The organism is Bacteroides nordii (assembly GCF_019930665.1).
Lineage (GTDB): Bacteria > Bacteroidota > Bacteroidia > Bacteroidales > Bacteroidaceae > Bacteroides > Bacteroides nordii.
The window spans coordinates 1533306-1559012 of the sequence record NZ_CP082886.1; the positions used below are offsets into that span (position 1 = coordinate 1533306).

Sequence of the window (25707 nt, forward strand, 5' to 3'; positions counted from 1 at the left end):
CAAATATTATGGTAGCAAAACAACTTTCTATCTTTTTGGAAAATAAGTCTGGTCGTTTGACGGAAGTGACTGAAGTGCTGGCGAAGGAAAATATAAATCTTTCTGCCTTGTGTATAGCTGAAAATGCAGATTTTGGTATTTTGCGTGGTATAGTATCTGATCCTGACAGAGCTTATAAGGCTTTGAAAGAGAATCATTTTGCTGTGAATGTAACAGACGTGGTAGGTATTAGTTGTCCTAACGTACCAGGTGCACTTGCCAAAGTACTGCGATTTTTATCTGATGAAGGAGTATTTATTGAGTACATGTATTCGTTTGCCAATAACAATACGGCAAATGTTGTGATTCGTCCTAATGATATGGAGAATTGTATTCGCGTACTCACAGAGAAAAAAGTAGATTTGCTGGCAGCAAGTGATCTGTATAGGCTTTAGGAGGTAGAAATAGGAGTTAGAATTTAGTAGCTAGTAGATAGAATCCTTGCGGCATACAGCTAATCTGCATAGATTCTAACTACTAACTACTAAATTCTAACTCCTATTTTATATTAAAAAACATTGATTAATTGGTTTATTCCGCATGATTCTGTAACTTTGCGCATTATTTAAAATAGGATGAAGAAGAATATTATTATAACTCTGCTTGCAGCCGCTACGCTTTCCTCGTGTGGAGAGTACAATAAGTTGCTAAAAAGTACCGATTACGAATATAAGTATGAGGCGGCAAAAAACTACTTCGCTAAAGGTCAATATGGGCGTTCTGCTACATTATTGAATGAGCTGATAACCATCTTGAAAGGTACTGATAAAGCAGAAGAATCTCTTTATATGTTAGGTATGAGTTATTATAATCAGAAAGATTATTCTACTGCTGCCCAGACATTTATAACCTATACCAATACTTATCCGCGTGGCACATTTGCTGAATTGGCAAGTTATCATGCAGGTAAAGCGCTTTATTTGGATACCCCGGAGGCACGTCTGGATCAGTCTGGTACTTATACAGCTATTCAGCAGTTACAGACATTCCTGGAATATTATCCTGCAAGTTCTAAAAAACAAGAAGCTCAGGATATGATTTTTGCTCTTCAGGATAAGCTTGTTCTGAAAGAATTCATGTCTGCTAAATTGTATTATAATTTGGGTAATTATATGGGTAATAATTATGAGTCGTGTGTAATCACTGCTCAGAATGCACTAAAAGATTATCCTTATACTGATTATCGTGAGGACCTCTCTATTCTCATTCTTCGTGCTAAATATGAAATGGCTATTAATAGTATAGAAGAGAAAAAGATAGATCGTTATCGCGAAACTGTCGATGAATATTATGCTTTTAAGAATGAGTTTCCGGAAAGTAAATATCTGAAGGAAGCTGAAAAGATATTTAACGCATCAACCAAAGTAATTAAAGATTAAATTATAAATAGATTTATGGATTACAAAAAAACGAATGCTCCTACTAACACCGTTACGCGTGACATGATGGAATTGTGCGCTGATACAGGTAATGTTTACGAAACAGTGGCTATCATTGGTAAACGTGCCAATCAGATTAGCGTGGAGATCAAAAGTGATCTTTCCAAGAAGCTGGCAGAGTTTGCTTCTTATAATGACAACTTGGAAGAAGTATTTGAGAATCGTGAACAGATCGAGATTTCTCGCTATTATGAAAAATTGCCGAAACCTACATTGATTGCTACACAAGAGTATATCGAAGGTAAGATTTACTATAGAAATCCGGCTAAGGAAAAAGAAAAACTACAGTAAAAGAAGCTGTAAAAAGAAAGCAAGAAGTTAAGAATAGAATAACGTAGTAAGAATTAAGTAGTCAAGTAGTAAGTAGGAAGAGTGTTCTTATTATTACTTGACTATTTTTTTACTGTCGGCTATTTTTTTTATTATCGTTATAAACTTTAAAACTACTAAGACAATATGATTCAACGTATTCAGAGTATTTATTTGTTACTTGTTACAGGCTTGTTGATAGCAAGCATGTGCTTGCCTGTGGGCTCTTTGATTGATTTTAATGGGGCAGTAAATGTTTTTAAACCGCTCGGACTTACAATGGGTGATGCATTTCAGTCTACATGGGGGCTTTTTTGTATTTTAATGCTGGCTGCTATTATTGCATTTGCTACTATCTTTCTTTTTAAGAATCGCATATTACAGATCCGTATGACTATATTCAATAGTTTATTATTGGTGGGATATTATATGGCTTTTTTTGCTTTCTTCTTTGTGCTTCGCAGTGATGAGACTTCTTTTCAGTTTCATTGGGCGTTGTGCTTTCCATTGATTGCCATTATTCTTAATTATTTAGCCATACGTGCAATTGGTCGTGATGAAGCAATGGTGCATGCTGCTGATCGGTTGAGATAAATCAAATCATACAAATAGTTGCATACTTCATAAAAAGATGCCACACTGTTCTACAAAACGGTGTGGCATCTTTTTATGAAGTAGTCTGATATTATTAAAATCTCTGATAATCTTAAAGAGTATATATCTTTATTTCTTCAAATCAAACAGATAAGTCAGCTTTATTGATATGGTACTGTGAGCTGCACGGTCGAAATCATCTTTTTTGCTGGTGTGATAGAAATCGGATAATGCAAAGTAATATCTTCCTTCTAACAGAAAACTACCGGCTTTTTTACTTCTTACTTCAAGTCCACCTCCTCCGGTTATTCCATAGTCGAATTTGTTTTCTATCTTTTTTCCATATTCTTTTGCACTGGCAATTTGTTCGGCCGTCCATCCGCTTGCCTTTTCTGATTCACCTATTAAAAAGCCTACCTGTGGCCCTAAGTTGATAAAAAACTGTACGCCGTAATCTTTACCAAATGCCAGATGGGCTAAAAAAGGGATATCGATGTAATTCATATTCCTACTATAACTTCGACTAAGGTCTTTGGTACCGTCGGCTAATTCGAAAGCCTCTTCCCAGCCTCGTTGTGAAAAGTTTAGCTCAACCTGTGCACCGCAAATCATAGCAAAATATTTCTCAGAGATATAACGGGCAGTCAATCCGCCTGTGATTCCCATGGGCATACTTTGCTTTATCTTTCGTTGAAAAGAGACTTTGTTGAGATTGACACCACCATTTATTCCGATAGCAAAATTATGACGCATTTCGCCAATCTGTGCCATTGCCGGAAAAGCAATGCCTATTAGTAACACAGTTGTTATGATTGTTGTTTTTATATGTGTCATCTTATTCAAAGTCAAGCTTTACTAATTCAAAGTTCTTTGTAAAATGAACAAAGAATACTTTCTTGTTGATGAAACCTCCCCAGTTGTTCACCCGTTGAAATTTAAATCCGGTTTGTATAGGAGTCAGATCCATTTTAGGTAGATTCTTTTCCAGTTCGGAACCATATCTGGATAATCCTTTCAGGAAGAAGAATCCCGTATCAAATCCTAACATTCCGTATTGAGGGTAATTGATGGCCATATCTTTACTATACCATTTGTGATAAGAGTTGATGAAGTTGATAGCCGCCGGAAGCATATTGTTTGTATAAAACGAAGAGTAAAAATATGTATCCAGCTCAAAGAAACTGTCCAGGTGATCTTTTGTATAAGTCTGCCATTCCGGGTAACCAAAAAGGTGTACGTTAGCGTCCGGATTCTCTCTCACCAGTACAGTTAGCTGTGGAATGATTTTAATGAGTGTCACATCACTGCCAGATGTAGGGATAAAAATATTTTCTTTATCACTGCGTAGAACTTCCTTCATCGCTTGTGCTGTGGCTGACTCGGGGAGTGTCTTTACCGGAATTCTTTTGTTTGCCAATTCCTGTTTCAGTCCTTTGATAAATTCCGTTTTGTCTTTATCTACTGCCGTAGCTTCCAATATGATTATATTGGCATTGGAGAACTGGCGTATAAAGTGTTCGTATACCTCTGAATACAGATAAGACTGTGGAGTATTAATCTGATAAATAAACGGATTGCTAAACACCTCCTCTTCTTTCGAAGAGAAAGGAATAACCATACGAATATCATGTTTCTTAGCAAAGGCTGCCAGCGTTTTTGTGTGCTTTGATTGTGACGGGCCAAAGATTATATTCATTTTTTTCATTTCATCTTTGGCAAGAATGTTATTTAGAGAAGCATTGTCGTCTCCACAATTATAAGCATAAAGATCAATAGAAGTGCCTGTACGTTTCAGGCTGTCTACAGCAAGAAGGAATCCTTCGTAATATTCAACCATACGCTTATCTTGAAGGAAAGGCAATAATATGGCTGCTTTTATGGTACTAATTTTTTCCGGTGCTTCTTTACTGGCCAGGAATAGTTCCTTATCAGTAGGAGGAGTTATGTCTTTATTCTCCTGAGGTGTTACAGGCTTTGCCGAAGGGTAGGGGATGCAAAGGAACTGGCCTTTTTTCATCCCTTGTTTTAGCTCCGGGTTGGCATCAATCAGTGCCTGTTCGCTGATACCGTATTCGCGACTGACGCTAAAAATGGTTTCACGTCGTTTTACCTTATGCATATCTTTGCATCTGGATTGAACAGGACCTTGAATGGTGGCAGTCGATGGAGAAGTTGCCGTAACATTCTGAGTCAAAGGAGTGGCAGTCGTTTGTGCAACTTCTTCGGCGGAAGGAATACGGATCACTTGTCCGATACGGAAATTTTCAGCACTTAGTCCGGGGTTGGCTTCACAGATTGCTTTAGCCGATACATTATATATTGTAGTTAGTTTATATAAAGTTTCCCCAGCTTCAATGGTGTGGAATTTTTCATCTTGTTTTGATGCTTTTTGTTTCTGAGGAATCCGGATTGTTTGTCCCGCATAGATTTTCTCTTCACATCCCGGATTTAACTGTATGATATCTGATTGACTGACTCCATACATACTGGATATGGAATATAAACTTTGTCCCTTTTCAATGGTGTGAAGGAAGTAAGATTGATTCTCCTGAGCATGAAGGCTCATACAAGAAATGCTTATAAAAAACAGAAGAAAGAGTATTCGGTTTATTAAGGGTCTCATCAATTTTTAAACTATTAGTTCTTAAAATCAGGCAACAAAGGTACAAATTCTGATATATATCTGCCTAATAATTGAGTTAAGAAAATAATATTGTGTTTCTTTAAGACCATAATTCAAGTGGAAACATTAATTTTGCAGATGTTATGTCACTACACAGATTATCTTATATAATATTGTTCTGTCTTGCCTTTCCTTTTTCAGAGAGTTGGGCACAGATTAAGTTAAATCCTGTGGCTATATTGCTACTGGAGAATGGTACTGATCCTACAGAGCCCAAGACACTTGAGGCCGGTGGGGAACCATATGTGGGGTCGGCTCCACTTAAATTTCGTTTTGTGGCCAATATTGAGTCTCCTTCTCCAACATTACGTTATGAATGGAATTTTGCATCTGATGAGGAATTTAACGATCCTATAAGCGGGTCACCACGTTATGAAGAAGAAACCATTTTTGATTTTGTTACTTCGGGGACATTCTATGTCAGGTTACAGGTGAGTGATACGGAAACAGAAGACGGACCAACTTCGATATCAGATGTGTTTATCATTCAGGTACCTGAGTCGGAATTGAAAATACCTAATGCTTTTTCACCTAACGGAGACGGTATTAATGATATTTTTAAAGTGAAGTATAAATCACTTGTTAGTTTCGATGCTGTTGTGTTCAATCGCTGGGGGCAGAAGTTGTATCAGTGGGGATTGACGGACATTGATAAAGGATGGGATGGAACATCTCGTGGGCATCAGGTGCCGGTAGGCGTGTATTTTATCGTAATAGAAGCACGTGGTGCGGATGGAGTAGTGTACAAGCATAAAGGAGATATAAATATACTGAGGTAAAAAGGATATGCAGGAAACAGAATATATAAATGTATACGGTGCGCGTGTACATAATTTGAAAGATATTGATGCTGAAATTCCCCGTAACAGTCTGACAGTTATTACCGGATTGAGCGGAAGTGGTAAATCTTCTTTGGCATTCGATACGATATTTGCTGAGGGACAACGACGTTATATTGAAACTTTTTCAGCTTATGCCCGTAATTTTTTGGGTAATCTGGAGCGTCCCGATGTAGATAAAATAACCGGATTGAGTCCGGTGATTTCCATCGAACAGAAAACAACAAACAAGAATCCCCGCTCTACAGTGGGTACAACAACGGAGATCTATGATTATCTCCGTTTGCTCTATGCCCGTGCCGGAATAGCTTACTCTTATCTCTCAGGAGAGAAAATGGTGAAATATACCGAAGAGCAGATACTTGACCTTATTTTAGGAGATTATAAAGGCAAGAAAATCTATATGTTGGCACCGTTGGTGCGTGCCCGTAAAGGACACTATAAAGAACTGTTCGAACAAGTACGTAAGAAGGGGTATCTTTATGTACGTGTAGATGGTGAGGTACGTGAAGTGACGCATGGTATGAAGTTGGATCGCTACAAGAACCATGATATTGAAGTAGTGATTGATAAAATGATAGTGGGCGATAAGGACGATAAACGTCTGAAACAAAGTGTTGCCACAGCAATGCGTCAGGGTGACGGATTACTAATGATATTGGACGTCACTACCGGAGAACTCCGTCACTACAGTAAGCGTTTAATGTGTCCCGTAACCGGACTTTCATACAGGGAACCGGCTCCGCATAATTTCTCTTTTAACTCTCCGCAGGGAGCCTGCCCAAAGTGTAAAGGACTTGGAGTAGTGAATCAGATTGATGTCGATAAGGTGATTCCAGACCGGAACATGTCTATCTACGAAGGTGCTATTGCTCCATTGGGCAAATATAAAAATGCAATGATATTCTGGCAAATTGGTGCATTGCTTGAAAAGTATGAAGCCACATTGAAAACTCCGGTTAAAGATTTACCGGAGGATGCTATGGATGAAGTGCTGTATGGATCGGATGAACGAATTAAGATAAAGAGTTCGCTCATTGGCACCTCTTCTGATTATTTCGTGACGTATGAGGGTGTAGTGAAGTATATCCAGATGTTGCAGGAGAAAGATGCTTCGGCTACGGCTCAGAAGTGGGCAGAACAGTTCGCCCGTACTACCGTCTGTCCTGAATGCAAGGGAGCGAAACTCAACAAAGAGGCATTGCATTTCCGCATTCATGATAAGAATATCAATGAACTCTCCAATATGGATATCAGCGAGCTTTATGACTGGTTGCAGAAAGTGGATGAGTTTTTGTCTGATAAACAAAAGAAGATTGCCGCCGAGATATTGAAAGAAATTCGTACACGCCTGAAATTCCTGTTGGATGTAGGGTTGGATTATCTATCTCTCAATCGTAGTTCGGTGAGTTTATCGGGTGGTGAGAGTCAGCGTATTCGATTGGCAACACAGATTGGTTCGCAGTTAGTGAATGTGCTTTATATTCTGGACGAGCCGAGTATCGGACTTCATCAGCGGGATAATCTGCGTCTGATTAACTCATTGAAGGAATTGCGTGATATGGGTAATTCTGTGATTGTGGTAGAGCATGACAAAGATATGATGTTGGCTTCTGATTATGTGATTGATATGGGACCTAAAGCGGGTCGCCTGGGTGGTGAAGTGGTATTTGCCGGTAAGCCACAGGAGATGTTACAGACGTCTACATTAACCTCGCAATACCTGAATGGTCAGCAAAAGATAGAAGTTCCTGCCAAACGCCGTCCCGGTAATGGTAAGTCGTTGTGGCTTCGCGGTGCAAAAGGAAATAACCTGAAGAATGTGGATGTGGAATTCCCATTGGGTAAATTGATTTGTGTGACCGGTGTATCGGGTAGTGGTAAATCTACGTTGATAAACGAAACGTTGCAGCCTATTCTTTCGCAGAAGTTTTATCGTTCTCTTCAGGATCCGTTGGAATATGGTTCTATTGAAGGATTAGAGAATATTGATAAAGTGGTCAATGTAGATCAATCGCCGTTGGGACGTACACCACGTTCCAACCCGGCTACCTACACAGGTGTTTTTTCTGATATTCGCAATTTGTTTGTAGGATTACCGGAAGCAAAGATACGTGGTTATAAGCCGGGACGTTTCTCGTTCAATGTGTCTGGCGGACGTTGTGAAGCTTGTTCCGGGAATGGTTATAAGACAATTGAAATGAACTTTCTGCCGGATGTATATGTACCCTGCGAAGTGTGTCATGGCAAACGTTATAACCGCGAAACACTGGAAGTACGTTTTAAAGGAAAATCCATAGCCGATGTGTTGGATATGACTATCAATCGTGCAGTTGAATTCTTTGAAAATGTACCACAAATCCTGAATAAGATAAAAGTGATACAGGACGTTGGTTTGGGATATATTAAGTTAGGGCAGTCGTCAACTACACTTTCCGGTGGTGAAAGTCAGCGTGTGAAGTTGGCTACCGAACTCTCAAAGCGTGATACCGGTAAGACACTTTATATCCTTGATGAACCTACCACCGGGCTGCATTTTGAAGATATCCGTGTGCTGATGAATGTACTGAATAAGCTTGTAGATAAGGGAAATACGGTTATTGTGATAGAGCATAATCTGGATGTAATAAAGATGGCAGACTATATCATTGATATGGGACCGGATGGTGGTAAGGGAGGAGGAAAACTTCTTAGTTTCGGTACGCCTGAAGAGGTTGCGAAGAGCAAGAAAGGATATACGCCGAAGTTTCTTCGCGAGGAACTTTCCCTTTAGCGAGGAATACCGTTTCCGGTAGCGGATTTTTCCGGACTTGCACGCCTGTTGGTGGTAAAGAAAACTAAAAATACATACCCTAAGATGAAGAATCAATTATTTGTTTTATCGTTGTTATTTGTTTGTTCCCCGGTATCTGCCAATAGAGATGCCATACTGGATAGTCTGTGAAAATGGTCAGACAAGATGGTGTGAAAACCTTTAAGTTTATGAAAAAATAAAAAGATACTTCGTTACTATACGCAGAAGATATGCGTTTGAAGTATTATAAAGGTGTATTTCCCCCGGTAAAAACGAATCAACGTTTTTGCCGGGGGATAATTTTTTCCTATTTTTGTTCTTCGAAATCTATAAACAGAAAGAAATAAGCCATGAAAATAAATAAAACCAATGCTGCCCGTTTGTTAGATAAGGCTAAAATATCTTACGAGCTAATTCCTTACGAGGTAGACGAAGATGATTTGAGTGCTGTACATGTGGCAGCAAATTTAGGAGAGAATATCGACCAGGTGTTTAAGACCCTTGTTTTGCATGGAGATAAGACCGGGCATTTTGTTTGTATTGTTCCCGGTGATAAAGAGGTGAATCTGAAACTTGCTGCTAAAGTATCCGGCAACAAGAGTTGTGATATGATTCCGATGAAGGAACTTCTTCCTACTACCGGATATATTCGTGGTGCCTGTTCACCTATCGGGATGAAAAAGCATTTTCCTACCTATATTCATGAGACCTGCCTTGAGTTTCCGTATATTTATGTAAGTGCCGGCCAGCGGGGGTTACAGATAAAAGTGGCTCCTAACGATTTAATTAAGGAAGCACGCGCCGAAGTTTGTGTCTTGTTCACTGAATAATTCAAAAAAAAGTATATATTTGCAGAAATTATACCTGAAATGACAATTCAAATTATTAATTAAATATTTATATCTTATGTTTAGTAAACACCCTAAAGGGTTAATCCCAGCCGCTTTGGCCAATCTTGGCGAACGTTTCGGCTTTTATACTATGATGGCAATCCTTGTTCTTTTCCTGCAAGCTAAGTTTGGGCTGGATGGAAAGACCGCAGGAATTATTTATTCAACGTTTTATTTCTCTATTTACATCCTTGCCTTGGTAGGGGGTATTATTGCCGATAAAACACGAAACTACAAAGGAACGATTATGGTAGGTATTGTTTTGATGGCCTTGGGTTATCTGATGCTTGCTATTCCTTCCAAAACTCCGGTTGACAATCAAACTTTATTCTTAACTATCACCTGTATCGGATTGTTTGTTATTGCTTTTGGTAACGGACTTTTTAAAGGTAACCTGCAAGCATTGGTCGGACAGATGTACGACAATCCTCAGTACTCTTCTATGCGTGACTCCGGTTTCTCGTTATTCTATATGTTCATTAACATAGGTGCTATTTTTGCTCCGATGGCAGCAATTGGTGTACGTAACTGGTGGTTGTCTACTTTCGGTTATGCCTATAATGCCGATCTGCCTGCTCTGTGCCATGGACAATTGGCTCAGACTTTAACTCCGGAAGCTATCGAAACTTATACCAGATTGGCCTCAGAGTCTTCTTCTACTCCTGTAACCGATCTTACAACTTTTGCTGCTGATTATCTGAATGTATTTACTACCGGTTTCCATTATGCTTTTGCTATTGCTATTGTAGCAATGGCTGTTTCACTTCTTATCTATATGTTGAATAAGAAGAACTTCCCGGATCCAAGTAAGAAAGCTGTTGCCGATAAGAGCAATACCGCTGCATCTGTAGTAGAGATGAGTGCACAAGAGGTAAAACAGCGTATTTATGCTTTGTTTGCTGTATTTGGTGTGGTTATTTTCTTCTGGTTCTCTTTCCATCAGAATGGTTTGACGCTGACATTCTTTGCAAAAGAATACACCGATCTTAATCTCTTTGGAATGCCTATCTCGGCTGAATTGTTCCAATCGTTGAATCCTTTCTTTGTGGTGTTCCTTACTCCGGTGATAATGGCTGTATTTGCTCGTCAGCGTGCTCGTGGATGTGAACCATCTACTCCGAAAAAGATTGCAATCGGTATGGGAATAGCAGCTTTGGGATTTGTTGTAATGGCCATTGGCTCTTATGTTGCCGATTTGCCTCTGCATAAAGAAATCTTAGCTGTAGGAACTTCACCGGTGAAAGTCACTCCGTTGTTGTTGATGTTGACTTACCTTATCCTTACAGTTGCTGAATTGTATATTTCTCCGTTGGGAATTTCGTTTGTCTCCAAAGTGGCTCCTCCTAAATATCAGGGTATCATGCAAGGTGGATGGCTTGGTGCTACTGCTATAGGTAATCAGTTGCTTTTCATCGGTGCTGTGCTGTATGAGACAATTCCTATCTGGATGACATGGACAGTATTTGTGGTGGCTTGTAGTATTTCGATGATTACAATGCTCTTTATGCTGAAATGGTTGGAAAGAGTGGCTAAATAAGAAATAGCTTTGTTATTATAGAATATGGCGAGGGTATCCTAGTAGAACGGATACTCTCGCTTTTTTTTTCTCACATTGTAGATAAAATTAGGCGATTTGTTTCTTTATTTTGTTTTTTATCTGTGTTTTCTTACATATTAAATTAAATTTCGTATAACTTTGTGGCACAAGATAAAATTGTAAGGTAAACAACTGAATGAATCCTTATCATATAGAAACCGAATTACTTATTCAATTAAGGAATGGAGAACACAATGCTTTTCGCCGTTTGTTCGATCTCTATTATGCATTGATGTGTGCTATTGCCTATGAATATATAGAGGATGAATATATATGCCAGGGTATAGCCGAGGATGTATTGCTATCGGTATGGGAAAAACGAAAACAATTGGATATTAATATTTCGTTGAAAGGGTATTTAATCCGTTCGGTTCGTAACAGGAGTATTGATTATTTGCGTAGTAATGTGCAGGAAACCAAGGTTGTGCGCATGAGTACTATTGATGAATATGAGACTTGTTTTATTGCTGACGAAGAGTTGTTTGATAAAATAGCTTTATTGGAACTGGAGGATAAAATAGAAGAGATAGTGTCAACCTTACCTGTTGAATGCCGGACTGTATTCCAAATGAGCCGGTTTGAAGGACTTTCTAATCAGGAAATAGCAGAACGTCTGAATATCTCTATCAATACAGTTAAATATCATATTAAAAAGGCCTTGTCTGTACTGAAAGAAGGGCTTGGTGACTATCTTTTTGCTATTGTTGTGGCATTTGTCTTTTTGTTTAGACACTAATATCAGAAAATACAGCTCTTTGTGTGATTAAATTCTCCATAATTGTTTTTTCTTGAAAGATTTTTTAGAATTTCACTACCCCTACATCTTAAAAATCTCGTCTCCCTATTAAAAGGACTTAATATGGGTGAAAATAATAATATAATTGAAGAACTTATTGATAAGCAACTTTCAGGGCTTTTGTCTTCTGAAGAGTATACTTATTTACGGCAATGGTATAATGCCAGTCCGGAAAATAAGAAACAGTATGAGGAGTATTGTATTTTAAAAAAATATCTGCATGTTCTGAATAGCAAAAAGCGTTTTAGGCCTTCGGTGGAGTCTGCCTATAAGCGCTTTGTGGTCAGAATAGGAACTATAAGCAGAAAGCATCGTACACTCTCTCTGTATAGAACTTTGCGTTATGCAGCTATTTTATTACTTGTTTTTGGCTTGGGAGCTACTGCCTTTTATTTCTTTCAAAGTCACTATATTCAGACTCAGCTAACACAAACGATAGAAATTCCGTTTGGTTCTAAATCAAAAATTGTTTTACCGGATGGTACAACCGTCTGGTTAAACTCAGGGAGTATTCTTTCGTATGAAAATAATTTTGGAAAAAATAATCGTGATGTAAAACTAAGCGGTGAAGGTTATTTTGAAGTAACCAAAAATCGGAATTTGCCATTCAAAGTCTTTTCGGGAAAGGTGCAGGTGGAAGTATTGGGTACCAAATTCAATTTTAAGTCCTATTCAGATGATGAAAGTGCTAAAGTGACTCTTGTTGAGGGAAGTTTGAATGTAGGAATTGAGGATAAGAAACAGGAAGTTCATCTGGTTCCTAATCAGCAGGCTATTTTCGATAAGGCAAAAAAGGATATGAAAGTGAAAAATGTAAAAGCCGATCTGTTTGCTATGTGGACTTTACCTAAAGAAGAACCTATTGATGAAAAGCAAATGAATGTAGATAAGGCTTTGGCGAAGACGGAAAATCCGAATATTACTCTACGGAATACTTTATTTTTTGATGAGGAATCTCTTATTCAGATTGTTCGCGATCTGGAAAGAGTCTTTAATGTACAGATTGAGATAAAAGATGAAAAGCTAAAGTCCGAAAAATTCTACGGAGATTTTAGAAATGAAGAAACATTGTATGATATTTTAAAAATGATGGCGGAAAGCAACAATTTACGCTATGTTGTCGATAATAATAAAATTGTAATATCAAGAAAATAGGAGGGAATCTATGAGGAATAAGATATAAAAACAAAGAGTCGGGTTCTGTTGGCGCACTCCCGACTCCAGTCTCAGCATATAAAAACATATTGTTTAATATATAAAGATGTTACAAATGTATGAAAATAAGTTGAATAACATCCTGAAAATTAGTACTATTTTAATAGTTTTATTATGTAGTAAGAATTTATTGGCTCAGGATGTTACACTATCTCTGAATCTTAAAAATGTTACAGTCAAAGAAGCACTGGAACAGTTGAAAAATGATACAAAGTTTTCATTGTGGTTCAATGTCAATGATGTAGAATTATCTAAAATTGTCACTGTACAGTTGGAGAATAAAAGCATTGAAGATGCTTTGAAGATTATTTTAGACGGTCAGAATCTGAATTTTGAAGTTAAAAATAAGCGTATACAAATTTTTAAGCATAAAACCAATGTAGAAAAGCCGAAGCAGAAAGTCAAAAATATAACCGGATTGGTTACTGATGAGAGCGGAGAGGCATTGCCAGGCGTGACAATACAGATAGAAGGAAGTACCTCTACGGGTACAATTACAGATTTTGATGGGAAATTTCAGTTAGATGTTCCTGATAATGCCAAAAGGTTTATTGTTTCGTATGTCGGAATGAAAACTCAGGAACTCAATATAGCTCCCGGTTTTACTAAAATAGTATTGCTTTCGGATTCTCAGGAACTGGATGAAGTTGTTGTTACCGGATACCAGAAGATAGACCGCAGGCTTTTTACAGGAGCTGCTGATCGTATTTCGGGTGATAAAGCAAAGGTGGACGGAGTAACTGACATTAGTAAGATGCTACAGGGAAAGACGGCAGGAGTACAGGTACAATCTGTATCCGGTACCTTTGGTGCTGCTCCGAAGATACGCGTTCGTGGTGCATCTTCCATATATGGCAATCAAAGTCCTTTGTGGGTGGTTGACGGGGTAGTCCTTGAAGATGTGGTAGAAGTTTCTCCGGATGATTTGTCTTCCGGAAATGCAGCTACTCTTATCAGTTCGGCCGTTGCCGGATTGAATGCTGACGATATTGAAAGTTTCCAGATATTGAAAGACGCTTCGGCTACAGCTCTTTATGGAGCGCGTGCTATGAACGGGGTGATTGTTGTAACTACAAAGAAAGGTAAGAAAGGTACTGCATCCATTAGCTATACAGGAGAGTTTACCATGCGCACCCGTCCTTCGTACTCGCAATATAATATTATGAATTCAAAAGATCAGATGTCTGTCTATTTGGATATGGAGCAGAAAGGTTGGCTGGATCATGCTACAATTTCACGGGCTGAGAATGGAGGCGTATTTTTTCAGATGTATGATCTTATTAACCAGTTTGATAAGACTAACGGACAGTTCGGGTTGATGAATACGCCTCAGTCCCGTTCGCGCTTTTTGCAGTCAGCAGAGATGCGTAATACAGATTGGTTTAGTGTTTTGTTTAAGCCGACTCTTCAAAGTAATCATTCACTAAGTATTTCATCGGGAAATGAACGTTCCCGTTTCTATACTTCTCTCAGTTTCTATAATGATCCGGGTTGGACAGATGCAGATAAGGTAAATCGCTATACTGCCAATATGAATGCTTCATTCGATTTGAATAAATACCTGACTTTCGGAGTAAATACCAGCGGATCAATTCGTAATCAGAGGGTACCGGGAACCATGGACCGCGATATGGATGCTGTGAATGGAGAGTATACACGTGATTTTGATATCAATCCTTTCAGTTATGCATTGAATACGAGTAGAACAATGTCGGCTTATACGGCTAACGGAGATCCTGAATACTATCGGATGAACTATGCCCCTTTTAGTATTCTGAATGAAATGAATTCCAATTTCATTGATATGGATATGATGGATCTGAAACTGCAAATGGAACTGAATTATAAGCCTTTTAAGACTTTAGAGTTGAATGCTTTGGGCGCAATAAGGTATGTAAAGTCTACACAGGAACATAAAATATACGGTAATTCTAATATGGCAATGGCCTATCGTGCAGCAGATGATGCTACTATTCGTGATAAAAATAAGTTCCTTTATAAAGACCCGGATAACCCGGATGCTCTTCCTGAGGTGGTAATGCCCGAAGGCGGTTTTTATAATACGACTAATAATACAATGCTGAGTTACTACTTCCGGGCAACGGCCAATTATAATAAAATGTTGTTTGGGAAGCACCCTTTTAATTTGATGGTTGGCCAGGAGATAAAGTCTGCTGACCGTAAAAGCGGTTTTAATAATGGTTACGGATATCAATGGGATAAGGGAGGCGTTCCTTCTGTTGATTATCGCATCTTGCAACAGATATTGGTAGGAGGTTTTGATTATTATGGAATGGAAGAAAATTATGACCGTTTTGTAGCTTTCTTTGGAACTGCCAGTTTCTCGTATAATGGGAAATATACTTTGAATTTGACCGGACGTTATGATGGTTCGAACCGTTTGGGGCGTGCACGTGACTCCCGTTGGTTGCCTACCTGGAATGTTAGTGGTTCATGGAATGCTTTGGAAGAAAGTTTCATGAAAACCCAGACTCTTTTTTCGGCATTGACCTTGAGAGCCACCTACGGATTGACTGCCAGTATGGGACCGGCCAGCAATGCTTTGGCTATTTTCAGAAATCAGGTGACTTTTCGTGATACGCAAGGAAACAGAGAAAATCAGGTATTAATTAGTTCATTGCAAAACTCTGAACTTACTTGGGAAAAACAATATGAAACGAATGTCGGTGTTGATATGGGGTTTCTGCGTAACCGGATAAGTCTAAGTGCAGATGTTTATTTCCGGAATGGGTTCGATCTGATTGGTTATATGCGTACATCCGGAATCGGGGGAGAGGCTATGAAAGCTGCAAACTATGCAGATATGAAGTCCCGCGGTGTGGAATTTACATTAAATACAAAGAATATCGTTACGAAGAATTTCAACTGGACTTCTAATCTGACTTTCTCATTCAACCATAATGAGATTACGAATTTAAAATCAATGCCCAGAGTTATCGACCTGGTGAAAGAAGAAGGCGGTCCTTTGCAAGGCTATCCTGTGAGAGGATTGTTTTCGTATCAGTTCAAAGGATTGGATAGCAACGGATTTCCCACCTTCATCAATGAGGACGGAGAATTGACTTCCACTGATATTAATTTTCAGGAAAATAATAATATCGGCCATCTGAAATATGAAGGTTCTATTGATCCGAAAGTTACCGGTGGATTTGACAATGGTTTTATGTACAAGAATTGGAAGATGAACGTGTATTTCACTTATCAGTTTGGCAATGTAATTCGTCTGTATCCGGAGTTCTCTGCTGTATATTCGGATATGAGTGCTATGCCGAAAGAAATGAAAAACAGATGGATGCAGGCTGGAAATGAGAAATATACCGACGTACCGGGTATTCCTTCGAAAAGGCAGGTCTCTAATATAGAGAATCTCAATGTGGCTTATAACGCTTATAATTATTCGGATGCACGGGTTGCCAACGGCTCTTTTATTCGTTTGAAAGAGATTTCTCTTTCTTATGATTTCAAAGGAAACTGGATGAAGGCGGTCGGGATGAATAATTTGCAGTTACGTTGCGTTGCTTCCAACCTGTGGCTGATTTATTCTGATAAAAAGTTAAACGGACAGGATCCTGAATTTTTCCGTTCGGGTGGTGTGGCAATGCCTACTCCGAGACAATTTACTTTGTCTGTGCGAACAAGTTTCTAACCATGATAAAATCAAGATATGAAAGTACGATATTATATATTTATCTCAGCTGCGGTTCTTTTGTCCGGATGCAATGATTTTCTGGATAAAGTGCCTGATAATAGAACAGAACTGGATAATGCCAAAACTATATCCGAACTATTGGTCTCGGCATATCCTAACCGAGCTTATGTTGAATTCTGTGAGGCCATGAGTGACAACGCCGAAGATAAAGGAGTGGCCATTCAGTCGGACAGAGCTGTTGAGGAGTCTTTTAAGTGGAAAGATGTTTCGTATACCTTACAGGATTCCCCTACAGGCTATTGGAGTTCATGTTATGAAGCAATTGCTGCTGCCAATCATGCTTTGGAAGCTTTGGATAAACTGGGTGGAATGGATACGCAGGCCCAGCGTGGTGAAGCTTTGGTGGCAAGGGCTTATTGCCATTTTATGCTGGTGAATATTTTTGCTCAACATTATGATCCGGCAACAGCCGATAAAGATTTGGGTGTTCCATACGTTACTGAACCCGAGACTGTGGTGTTGAAAGACTACAAGAGGGAGAGTGTAGCAAAAGTGTACGAATTGATAGAACAGGATTTGAAAGAAGGGCTTTCTCTGATCCAGGATCACACTTATACCGTTCCTAAATACCACTTTACGAAGGCTGCCGCACATGCTTTTGCCAGTCGTTTCTATCTGTATAAAGGTAATTGGGACAAGGTGATCGAACATGCTAATGCTGTTTTTGGTACAGGAGATGTTGCTTCTCAGTTGCGTGACTGGATCACTCATGGACAACTGTCTACTTCCGTTCGTGAGAAAGAGTATACATCTGCCGAGCAGCCCTCTATTTTACTGTTGGCTTCATCTTTGACAAAGATTGCCCGTTACCAGGAGTTTTATAGATATGGCTTTAACAGTTCTTTGGAGTCGAAGCTGTTTCGTAGTGCCAAGGTAAATGCGATTGGCTTGCCCTGGGCGTATGTACTTGAGAAGTGGCAGGCAGATAAAGGTGATCCGATTACCATGCTCAAATGGAAGGAGTATTTCCAACAGATAGGCATCAATGCAACGACTGGTTATTTGTATGCCATGATTCCCATTCTTACTAAAGATGAAGTGCTGCTTAACCGTATAGAGGCTTATGCCATGAAGAAAAGGTATACGGAAGCTTTGGCAGACATCAATGCTTTTTATAGCAAACGGACTTTGTCTTATGATGTTTCTAAAAACGTAAAAGCCGAAGATATAACAAAGTTCTATGCGGATTATGCCCCACTGAATCCTTTCTATGAGATGGATACGGAGCAGGCAGCATTTGTGCAATGTGCCGTAGAACTTCGCCGGGTGGAGTTTGTGATGGAAGGCATGCGGTGGTTTGATGTGAAGCGGTTTGGTATAGAAATCGTTCATTATCCATATGGTATGCCCAGTCAAAAGGATGTGTTGGTCAAACGCGATCTTCGTAGAGCCGTTCAGGTACCGAGTGATGCTATTGCCTATGGTTTAACACCTAATCCCAGATAAATACATATGATTATGAAAAAAGTATTGATGCTATTGGTTTGTGCATTGAGTGTGGGACTGTTTCACTCATGCTCGGAAGATTTGGGAGAATCAGGTATTGAAATTCCTGAGTTCAATCTCAAAGATTTGACTCCTACGGATTTGTATATCTATAAAAATTATACGAAACCCTACAATGTCGAAGTGATTTATCGCTGGAAAGATAGTGAGACGGATGTTGCCAAGAATCTGGTTCCACCGGAGGAAGAGAAGGTAGAACCTTTCCTTGAAATTTTAAAAACTGTCTGGGTCGATCCTTATGTGGAAGAAGTAGGTAGCAATTTTCTTAAAGGATTGATACCGAAACAAATATTATTGATAGGAAGTGCAAGTTACAATCCCGACGAAACGGTGACGCAAGGTACTGCAGAGGGAGGGCGTAAAATGGTATTGTATGAAATAAACAGCTTTAGTCCGCAGAATGTCACGAAGTTGAAGAGGTTTATTCATGTGATGCACCATGAATTTGCCCATATAATGCATCAGCAAGTAGCTTATAGCCGGGATTATCGTACTATAACGACCGGATATTCTTCCAGTTGGTATCTGCGTTCCAATGAATATGCTCAGGAAAGAGGATTTATAACAAATTACGCCATGTCTGCACCCGATGAAGACTTTGTGGAAATGATAGCTACTATGCTGACAAATAATAAAAGAGACTGGGATATAATGATCAATACGATCAAAAGTGAAGATGCCCGTTCTGCTTTACGCAAAAAAGAGGCAATTGTGGTGGGGTATCTAAAGGATGTATGGGACATTGATTTGTATCATTTCCAGGCGAAAATGGATGAAGTAATAAAGAATGTGGTATTAGGAGATTATTAGGAATTATGAGAAAATTGACTAAATATCTGAATAGAGGAATATGGATGCTATTTTTCATGGCTCTATTCTTCACTTCATGCAAAAATGAAGTGGATGATGTGTTTGCACAATCGGCGAGTGAAAGAATGAAGACTTTCTTAAAGCAATGCGATGATATACTGCAAACAGCTCCTAATGGCTGGCGACTGGATTATCAACCGGCTAATGCTGTTTCTTACGTTAGCTTCATCATGAAGTTTACGGGTAAAGACAGGGTTTATATGTGGTCCAACTATGAAGATGAATCTACTACCACCTATAATCTCAATTCGGGTGAAGGACCGATGCTGTCATTTGATACCTATTCGGTGATCCATACTTATGCCGATCCTTCTACTACTCCTTTGGGTGAGGGGTATAAAGGTGACTTTGAGTTTATTATTATGGAATTGACGCAGGACTCTCTGGTTTGCAAAGGACGTAAAAATCAGGACCGGGTGGTATTTAAGAAAGTAGGTGCGGGAGAACAACATAAGATTCGCCTTATCCGTGAAATGGATATTGCCTCGATCTCTAATAATTCATTTTTTCATTGTCTGAAGTCTCCTACGGCAGCTACGGCAGATGTGACGCTATCAGATGATAAGAAAGAACTGGTATTTAAGGAAATGCAGGGAGAAACGGTAAAGACATCATCTGCTGCTTTCACCTTTACAGATACAGGATTTGATTTAACTGCTCCGGTGACGGTTAATAGTAAGAGTATTCAGCATTTCGTATGGAACAATGCCAAGGCCAGGTTTGTAGCCGAGAATACGGATACATTGATGACGTCCAAAACTCCATTAATTGTATATCCTACTTTACAACAGGCTGCCGGAAATACTTACAGGCTGATCGGAGGAAGTTATGATGTTCAGGGTTGGGTTGAATTATACAAATATAAATATCCGAACTATGCCGGTGCCCAGCTGACTATGGATGTAGACGGTAAAACAGGTTTCTCCGTATTGCTTAGTATTGATGGTAAAGATGCACCTCAAACTGTATTGGCCAAAGAGATAAAAAAGCAGAGAGATGACATTGCTGTCTTTGTGAGATATGGGAAGGATGAACCGGAAGGGTGGATCGGAGATGAGGTAATCAATATCTACGATAATATCATTGGTATTCAGATGTACTCTTACTTTTTTGATTCAACCGGACACTCTGTGGTATTGAAGGACAATAAACTCTATCTGGTAAACACTAAGAAGAACTGGGTTTGGATGGAGTTTGAGAAAGTGAACAAATAAATTACAGATATAAACTAAATGAGATTTTTATGAAAAAGGAATTTAAATGGGTAGGCGTAATGCTGTTACTGCTTGTCTCATTCGTTAGTTGTTCGAAGGAGGACGAACCTTCACTGTCTGTTTCGAAAGAAACAGTGAACTTTACAGCTCCGGCTGATGAAGAAATAATAACTGTAAGTACTAATCAGGCTACCTGGAAAGCGGTACGTCCGGAAAAAGACGATTGGTGTAGTTTGAGGTTTGAAGGTGCTTTACTGATTATTGAGGTGGACGATAATTTGAAAGTACAGCCACGTACGACAACGGTCACCGTATATGCAGGTAATATCACAAAAAATATTGTGGTGGAGCAAGCAGCTGCCAATGAAGCATTATCATTTGTGCCGGATAAAGTGGAACTGGATGCCAGTGGAGAAGCTGTGAATGTAACCATAACGACGAATACAGATTCATGGACTTACAATGTTGATAAAACGTGGTGTAATGTATCTCGCAATGGAGATGTATTATCCGTTTCGGCAGATGAATATACGGATGGTGAACCCAGATCTGCTGTTATTACTGTCAAAGCCGGCTCTTTGAGCAAGGATATCACTGTAACCCAGAGCAATACGGGTATGGCATATGCTATTGATGTACCTGCTGATTTTTCGGCCAGCTACGTACAGAAAATAATGTATGGTGATGTACAGATTGCTGAGGTATGCAAAGAGTTTATTAAAACAAGTACTGTCTCCGAACAAATGGTTGTGGTATATCCGGTTGTTTCCGGAAAGATTGACTTGACTAAGGGGCTTGCTGTGAAAGACGGTGGCAATGTAGTGTGGGATATTGCTAAAAACAGTTGTACTTATACAGCCGGAACAGCTGGAAGTCCTTTACAAAAAGTATATCTTGAAAAAGATAAGCTGGTAGCGACTTCTGCTTCTAAACTACAGAGAAACACGAGTGCTAAGGCAGATATATTGGTTGATTTAGATTATAACAAATATCGTGTTGTTAAAATTGGTACCCAGTATTGGATTGCAGATAATTTTAAATGCGAAAGATATAGCAATGGATCTCCGATTAATAAAATAACGAGTGGCGCGGATTGGAAAAATGATACGGAGGGAGCTTTCTGTTATGTAAACAATGATCCGACGAATTACAAAGAGGTATTTGGAGCTTTGTATAATTGGAATGCAGTTGTGAACAGTAATAAACTTGCTCCGGAAGGATGGGATATACCTACTCAGCAGGATTTCTTATCTCTGAAAACTTATATTGTTCCGGGTGCCGATCCTACTAAAGCCATTAAATGTACTGCTTATTTAAAAGCAACCGATGGGTATTGGCAGGCTTCTACAAGTGTTGTGTCCAATAATCAGACCGGCTTTTCTATGCAACCGGCAGGCTGGAGAACGTTGGATACTTCAGACTTTACCTATTCATTTGACAGATTTGGCTATGAAGCCTACTTTTGGAGTACTACTGAATATTCGGGAGAAGATCCGTTTAGTAGAAATAGCGTCTATGTAATGAGAGCAGCTTATAATACGGATAATAGTACCCAAGGACCTTTGGGTAAAGTGTTTGGCATGTCTGTTCGTTGCATTAAAAGATAAATATACAGGGGCTCCCTTCACATTGTATGAAGGGAGCATATTAATAACTAAACTAAAATATAATGATTATGAAACAAAAGATTACTTTTATTCTTTGCCTGTTATTAATAGGTGGTTTGAGACTGAATGCTGTTGAAGTTTCTACATTTGCTGATTTTAAAGCCGCAGTAGAGGCGGGGGGTGATGTTGTGGTTGCTGCTGACTTGGAAAATGCTACATTGAGTAGTATTACATTGACTAAAGATGTGAATATATCAGCAAAAAGCGGAAGAGTCAAAATGGATAATGTACTGTTTTCCATAGAAAGTGATATTAATTTCTCTATAAAGGGGATTATTGCATTTTGTTCATCGGAAGAAAAGACTCCTTCTAAGATATTAGTGAATATTCCGGCTAATGTTGCTAAAGTATCTTCTTTGACAGTTGAAGATTGCGAAGTTTATGATTATACAATTTGTTTCCTTAAAGCATTGGGAGAAACAGAAATTCCAACAATCTCGGTTAAGAATACTGTAGTACATGACTTGAATACCGGCAATCCTGCCAATGCAGCTATAATGCTTCAAAAAGCAAAAGTTAGTAAAGCTACTTTTTATAATGTTACTTTTTACAGATGTCAGGGTGGTGGTTATTATTCTAATGATGCAACCACTCCGATTGATTTTTCTATGGAGAAAGTTAGCTTTATAGATTGTGGTGATGCTGATGCCGGATTTGCTGGTAGTAAAGATATCATTAATTTTGCAGCAAATGCTTCTTCCAAATATACATTGAAAGATTGTCTGATTAGCGGATCATATACAAATAAAGCTTTCTCATTTAAGTCAGTCCGGTTGAGAGCTACAACCGGTAAGTTTACCATAACTAGTCGTCCCTTAAAAAGTATTTTATTATCTGATATTCAACAATATAATTATCAAACTTCTATTGTAAATCTGCAAGTTTTCGTATCTTTGGGTATTGAAACTTGCAGATTTTTATGATAAATACAACTCCATCTTCTCCGTCTCTGTTCTCATCCCTGGATGATTTACTAAACCAGCAACATCCTTTGTATAAACTCTCTCACAAGATAAACTGGTGCGTATTTGAAAACTCCTTCACGCCTCTTTACTGCTCAGACAATGGCCGTCCGGCTAAACCGATCCGTTTAATGTGTGGCTTGCTGATTCTCAAACATCTGCGCAACATCTCTGATGAGTCTGTAGTTGAACAATGGAGTGAGAACGCCTATTTTCAGTACTTCTGCGGTATGCATGAGTTTGTGCCCTCTTTCCCTTGCGCCTCATCCGAGCTTGTGCATTTTCGCAAACGGATAGGTGAGAAAGGCATGGAACTTATTCTTTCTGAAAGCATCCGTGTGAATGATGACAAGAGTGATGATGACCATCATGCCACCGCCTTTATAGACTCTACCGTACAGGAAAAGAATGTGACTTATCCCACAGATGCAAAATTGCACAAAAAGATAATTGGTAAAGTATTGAAAATTGTAAAAGAACTCAATCTTCCCATGCGGCAATCATACACCTTTGTTTTGAAAGGTATTTATCGGGATCAACGTTTTCGTAATCATCCCAAGAACCGGAGGAAAGCCATAAAAGCCGATAAACGTTTACGCACGATTGCCGGGCGTCTGGTCAGAGAACTGGAGCGTAACTTAGGGCAGAATCGTCAACATGATGAATTGCTATCCATCTTTAAGAAGATACTCTTACAACGCCGTAACTCCTCCCATAAGATTTATTCAATTCATGAACCTGAGGTTCAGTGCATCAGTAAAGGCAAAGAACAAAAGAAATACGAGTTCGGGAACAAAGTCTCCATCATACGCTCTGCCACGGGCGTCATACTTGGTGCCAGCTCTTTCCGCAATGAATACGATGGGCATACGATCCAAAAGAGTCTGGAGCAAGTACGCAGGTTGACGGGTAAAAGCATCAGACGATTAGCCGGAGACAGGGGTTATCGGGGTAGGAAAGAAATAGACGGGACACAAATACTTATTCCCAATGCGCCAAGAGCTAAAGATACATACTACCAACGGAAAAAGAAACATAAGTTATTTTGCAAGCGGGCAGGAATAGAACCAACTATCGGACATCTAAAGGCTGATTATCGTCTAGGACGAAACTTTTATAAAGGATTAGTGGGAGATGCTATCAATGTTATATTAGCAGCGGCTGCATATAACTTCAAAAGAGCCATGAAGGTTCTTATGTGGCTATTGGAAAAAATCAGCGAAACACTCATAAAAGAGAATCTTTCGCTGAAATATACTTTTTAAGGGACGACTAACTAATAGTCTGAGCTATAAAGTAAATGTGTATGCTCTTGCAAATCCGGCTACCGAGCTTTATACCATGCCGTTGACTGCAACAGCGTTAACCGTTGATTATGATAAGAAAGCAATCACTACCACTCCTGCTACTATAAAAGGTATCGGTTCTTCTTATTTTAGTTTGAATGGTGCTATTACCGGAATTATGCAGGAAAATCTGACTTCTGATTTTTATATTACCGATTCTGAAGTTGTTTCTGAAGAAATATCCGACATAACAGTTTATGCCATTTCGGGCACTCCTGTGATGGAACAAAGAGATGTGAATAATCTGTCAATAGCTTCTCTTAATAAGGGAATTTATCTGGTTAAGGTTGCTACCAAAGATGGCAAGACAAGCATAAAGAAATTCATTAAAAAATAATCCTCTCTCAAGTTTTACTTTACGTTAGAGCAAATGCCCCTTTACATATATTGTTATCATGCATAATAAATAATGTAAAGGGGCATTTCATATCTTGTTATTGGGCGGTTAGTCTTGTTATATTTCTAATCCCATGATGTAATCATTCATATAATATCCGTTTCCAATCGGGAAATCTCCTTCACGCAGCTTTCTCATTCCCATCCGTTCATAAAATTGCAATGCTTTGTTGCTGCGGTTTACATTCAGTTCCATCAGGCAAGGGGCGGGATGTACTTCCTTAATGTATTTTATCGCTTCACGGAAAAGAAAGCTACCCAAATGCTGTCCTTGAAAAGAGGGGAGCACGTATATCTTTTGTAAATGAAATATATTTTCCTCCTGAGGCTGTACAGATACGTATCCACAAGGTTCTTCTCCCTTGTAGGCAATGAAGTAGACGTGTCCTTCTTCTTCCATTTGCTTGCGGATATTATCGTGAGAGTACATCCAGTCCATCATGAACACCATTTGTTCTGCTGAAATGATCTCTTTATAAGTGGCGGGGAATACGATGGAAGCCATGTCGTGGATCAACCCGCAATCTGCTGTTGTAGCTTTTCTGATAGTAAACATATATGTATTGTATTTTGGTTTTATAAAACGCAAATATAAGAGATAAATAAGTATGATTGCAAAAGTACGTATTTAAATGTGAGTTAATATCTATTTTAAGACAGACTTAAATAGTATTTTAACAGAGACTTAAATACGTACTTTGGGATGAACGAATATATAATAAGGTGTACAACTGTTAATGGCCTAATTAATATTAATTTATAGTACTTTGCATTGCATAGTACTAAAGTAATGCATATATTTGTTTCGTCAAACTAAAAAA

Annotated in this window: 21 protein-coding genes; 18 read left to right on the forward strand and 3 right to left on the reverse strand. The window is 38.9% G+C overall.

The window, feature by feature from the left end; all coding sequences use genetic code 11:
• The first annotated feature begins 8 nt into the window (after positions 1 to 8).
• From K8P02_RS05925 to K8P02_RS05940, 4 genes are all read left to right on the forward strand, one after another.
• Positions 9 to 434 carry a hypothetical protein gene (locus tag K8P02_RS05925; RefSeq protein ID WP_002562647.1) on the forward strand — a complete coding sequence of 142 codons (426 nt, stop codon included), beginning with the start codon at positions 9 to 11 and terminating at the stop codon, positions 432 to 434.
• Between the two features lie 180 nt (positions 435 to 614).
• Positions 615 to 1418: an outer membrane protein assembly factor BamD gene (locus K8P02_RS05930; RefSeq protein WP_007485988.1), complete on the forward strand. Its 804-nt coding sequence runs from the start codon at positions 615 to 617 to the stop codon at positions 1416 to 1418.
• A gap of 15 nt (positions 1419 to 1433) precedes the next feature.
• Positions 1434 to 1769, forward strand: coding sequence for a DNA-directed RNA polymerase subunit omega (locus tag K8P02_RS05935; RefSeq protein ID WP_002562645.1), 336 nt, complete (start codon positions 1434 to 1436; stop codon positions 1767 to 1769).
• Between the two features lie 165 nt (positions 1770 to 1934).
• Positions 1935 to 2381: a DUF4293 domain-containing protein gene (locus tag K8P02_RS05940; protein WP_025867750.1), complete on the forward strand. Its 447-nt coding sequence runs from the start codon at positions 1935 to 1937 to the stop codon at positions 2379 to 2381.
• A gap of 129 nt (positions 2382 to 2510) precedes the next feature.
• Here K8P02_RS05940 and K8P02_RS05945 read toward each other — a convergent pair whose 3' ends face one another.
• Positions 2511 to 3215 (reverse strand): porin family protein, encoded by a 705-nt coding sequence (locus tag K8P02_RS05945; protein WP_025867751.1) that lies wholly within the window; start codon positions 3213 to 3215, stop codon positions 2511 to 2513.
• Position 3216: 1 nt separating this feature from the next.
• Entirely contained in the window at positions 3217 to 5004 is a 1788-nt protein-coding gene (locus K8P02_RS05950) for a LysM peptidoglycan-binding domain-containing protein (protein ID WP_025867752.1), read from the reverse strand.
• A 230-nt stretch (positions 5005 to 5234) separates the two neighbouring features.
• Between K8P02_RS05950 and K8P02_RS05955 the strand changes: the two genes are divergently transcribed.
• The 14 genes from K8P02_RS05955 (at position 5235) to K8P02_RS06020 (ending at position 24827) form a co-directional block, all read left to right on the forward strand.
• Positions 5235 to 5843 (forward strand): gliding motility-associated C-terminal domain-containing protein, encoded by a 609-nt coding sequence (locus tag K8P02_RS05955; RefSeq protein ID WP_223382115.1) that lies wholly within the window; start codon positions 5235 to 5237, stop codon positions 5841 to 5843.
• Between the two features lie 7 nt (positions 5844 to 5850).
• Positions 5851 to 8676, forward strand: coding sequence for an excinuclease ABC subunit UvrA (uvrA, locus tag K8P02_RS05960; protein ID WP_007485982.1), 2826 nt, complete (start codon positions 5851 to 5853; stop codon positions 8674 to 8676).
• A 371-nt stretch (positions 8677 to 9047) separates the two neighbouring features.
• Complete coding sequence (gene ybaK / locus K8P02_RS05965) at positions 9048 to 9527, forward strand: Cys-tRNA(Pro) deacylase (RefSeq protein ID WP_002562639.1); 480 nt, start codon at positions 9048 to 9050, stop codon at positions 9525 to 9527.
• A gap of 76 nt (positions 9528 to 9603) precedes the next feature.
• On the forward strand, positions 9604 to 11124 hold the full coding sequence (locus K8P02_RS05970) for a peptide MFS transporter (protein ID WP_025867754.1): 1521 nt from the start codon (positions 9604 to 9606) through the stop codon (positions 11122 to 11124).
• 196 nt (positions 11125 to 11320) lie between these two features.
• Entirely contained in the window at positions 11321 to 11920 is a 600-nt protein-coding gene (locus K8P02_RS05975; protein WP_002562637.1) for an RNA polymerase sigma-70 factor, read from the forward strand.
• 123 nt (positions 11921 to 12043) lie between these two features.
• Entirely contained in the window at positions 12044 to 13135 is a 1092-nt protein-coding gene (locus K8P02_RS05980) for a FecR family protein (protein ID WP_002562636.1), read from the forward strand.
• 115 nt (positions 13136 to 13250) lie between these two features.
• On the forward strand, positions 13251 to 16862 hold the full coding sequence (locus K8P02_RS05985; protein WP_025867755.1) for a SusC/RagA family TonB-linked outer membrane protein: 3612 nt from the start codon (positions 13251 to 13253) through the stop codon (positions 16860 to 16862).
• Positions 16863 to 16880: 18 nt separating this feature from the next.
• A complete protein-coding gene (locus K8P02_RS05990; protein ID WP_025867756.1) occupies positions 16881 to 18371 on the forward strand; it encodes a RagB/SusD family nutrient uptake outer membrane protein in 1491 nt (496 codons plus the stop codon).
• 12 nt (positions 18372 to 18383) lie between these two features.
• Positions 18384 to 19241 (forward strand): zinc-binding metallopeptidase, encoded by an 858-nt coding sequence (locus K8P02_RS05995; RefSeq protein ID WP_025867757.1) that lies wholly within the window; start codon positions 18384 to 18386, stop codon positions 19239 to 19241.
• A 5-nt stretch (positions 19242 to 19246) separates the two neighbouring features.
• A complete protein-coding gene (locus K8P02_RS06000) occupies positions 19247 to 20515 on the forward strand; it encodes a DUF4302 domain-containing protein (protein WP_002562632.1) in 1269 nt (422 codons plus the stop codon).
• A 29-nt stretch (positions 20516 to 20544) separates the two neighbouring features.
• Positions 20545 to 22122, forward strand: coding sequence for an FISUMP domain-containing protein (locus K8P02_RS06005; protein WP_195348763.1), 1578 nt, complete (start codon positions 20545 to 20547; stop codon positions 22120 to 22122).
• A gap of 68 nt (positions 22123 to 22190) precedes the next feature.
• Positions 22191 to 23105, forward strand: a complete 915-nt coding sequence (locus tag K8P02_RS06010; RefSeq protein WP_223382117.1) for a DUF4957 domain-containing protein — start codon at positions 22191 to 22193, stop codon at positions 23103 to 23105.
• Complete coding sequence (locus K8P02_RS06015) at positions 23102 to 24409, forward strand: IS5 family transposase (protein WP_025868356.1); 1308 nt, start codon at positions 23102 to 23104, stop codon at positions 24407 to 24409. The genes K8P02_RS06010 and K8P02_RS06015 overlap by 4 nt, the downstream gene beginning before the upstream one ends.
• A gap of 37 nt (positions 24410 to 24446) precedes the next feature.
• Positions 24447 to 24827 carry a T9SS type A sorting domain-containing protein gene (locus K8P02_RS06020; RefSeq protein WP_223382119.1) on the forward strand — a complete coding sequence of 127 codons (381 nt, stop codon included), beginning with the start codon at positions 24447 to 24449 and terminating at the stop codon, positions 24825 to 24827.
• Between the two features lie 117 nt (positions 24828 to 24944).
• Here the strand turns inward: K8P02_RS06020 and K8P02_RS06025 are convergent, their stop codons facing one another.
• Positions 24945 to 25442: a GNAT family N-acetyltransferase gene (locus K8P02_RS06025; protein ID WP_025867117.1), complete on the reverse strand. Its 498-nt coding sequence runs from the start codon at positions 25440 to 25442 to the stop codon at positions 24945 to 24947.
• Positions 25443 to 25707 lie beyond the last annotated feature (265 nt).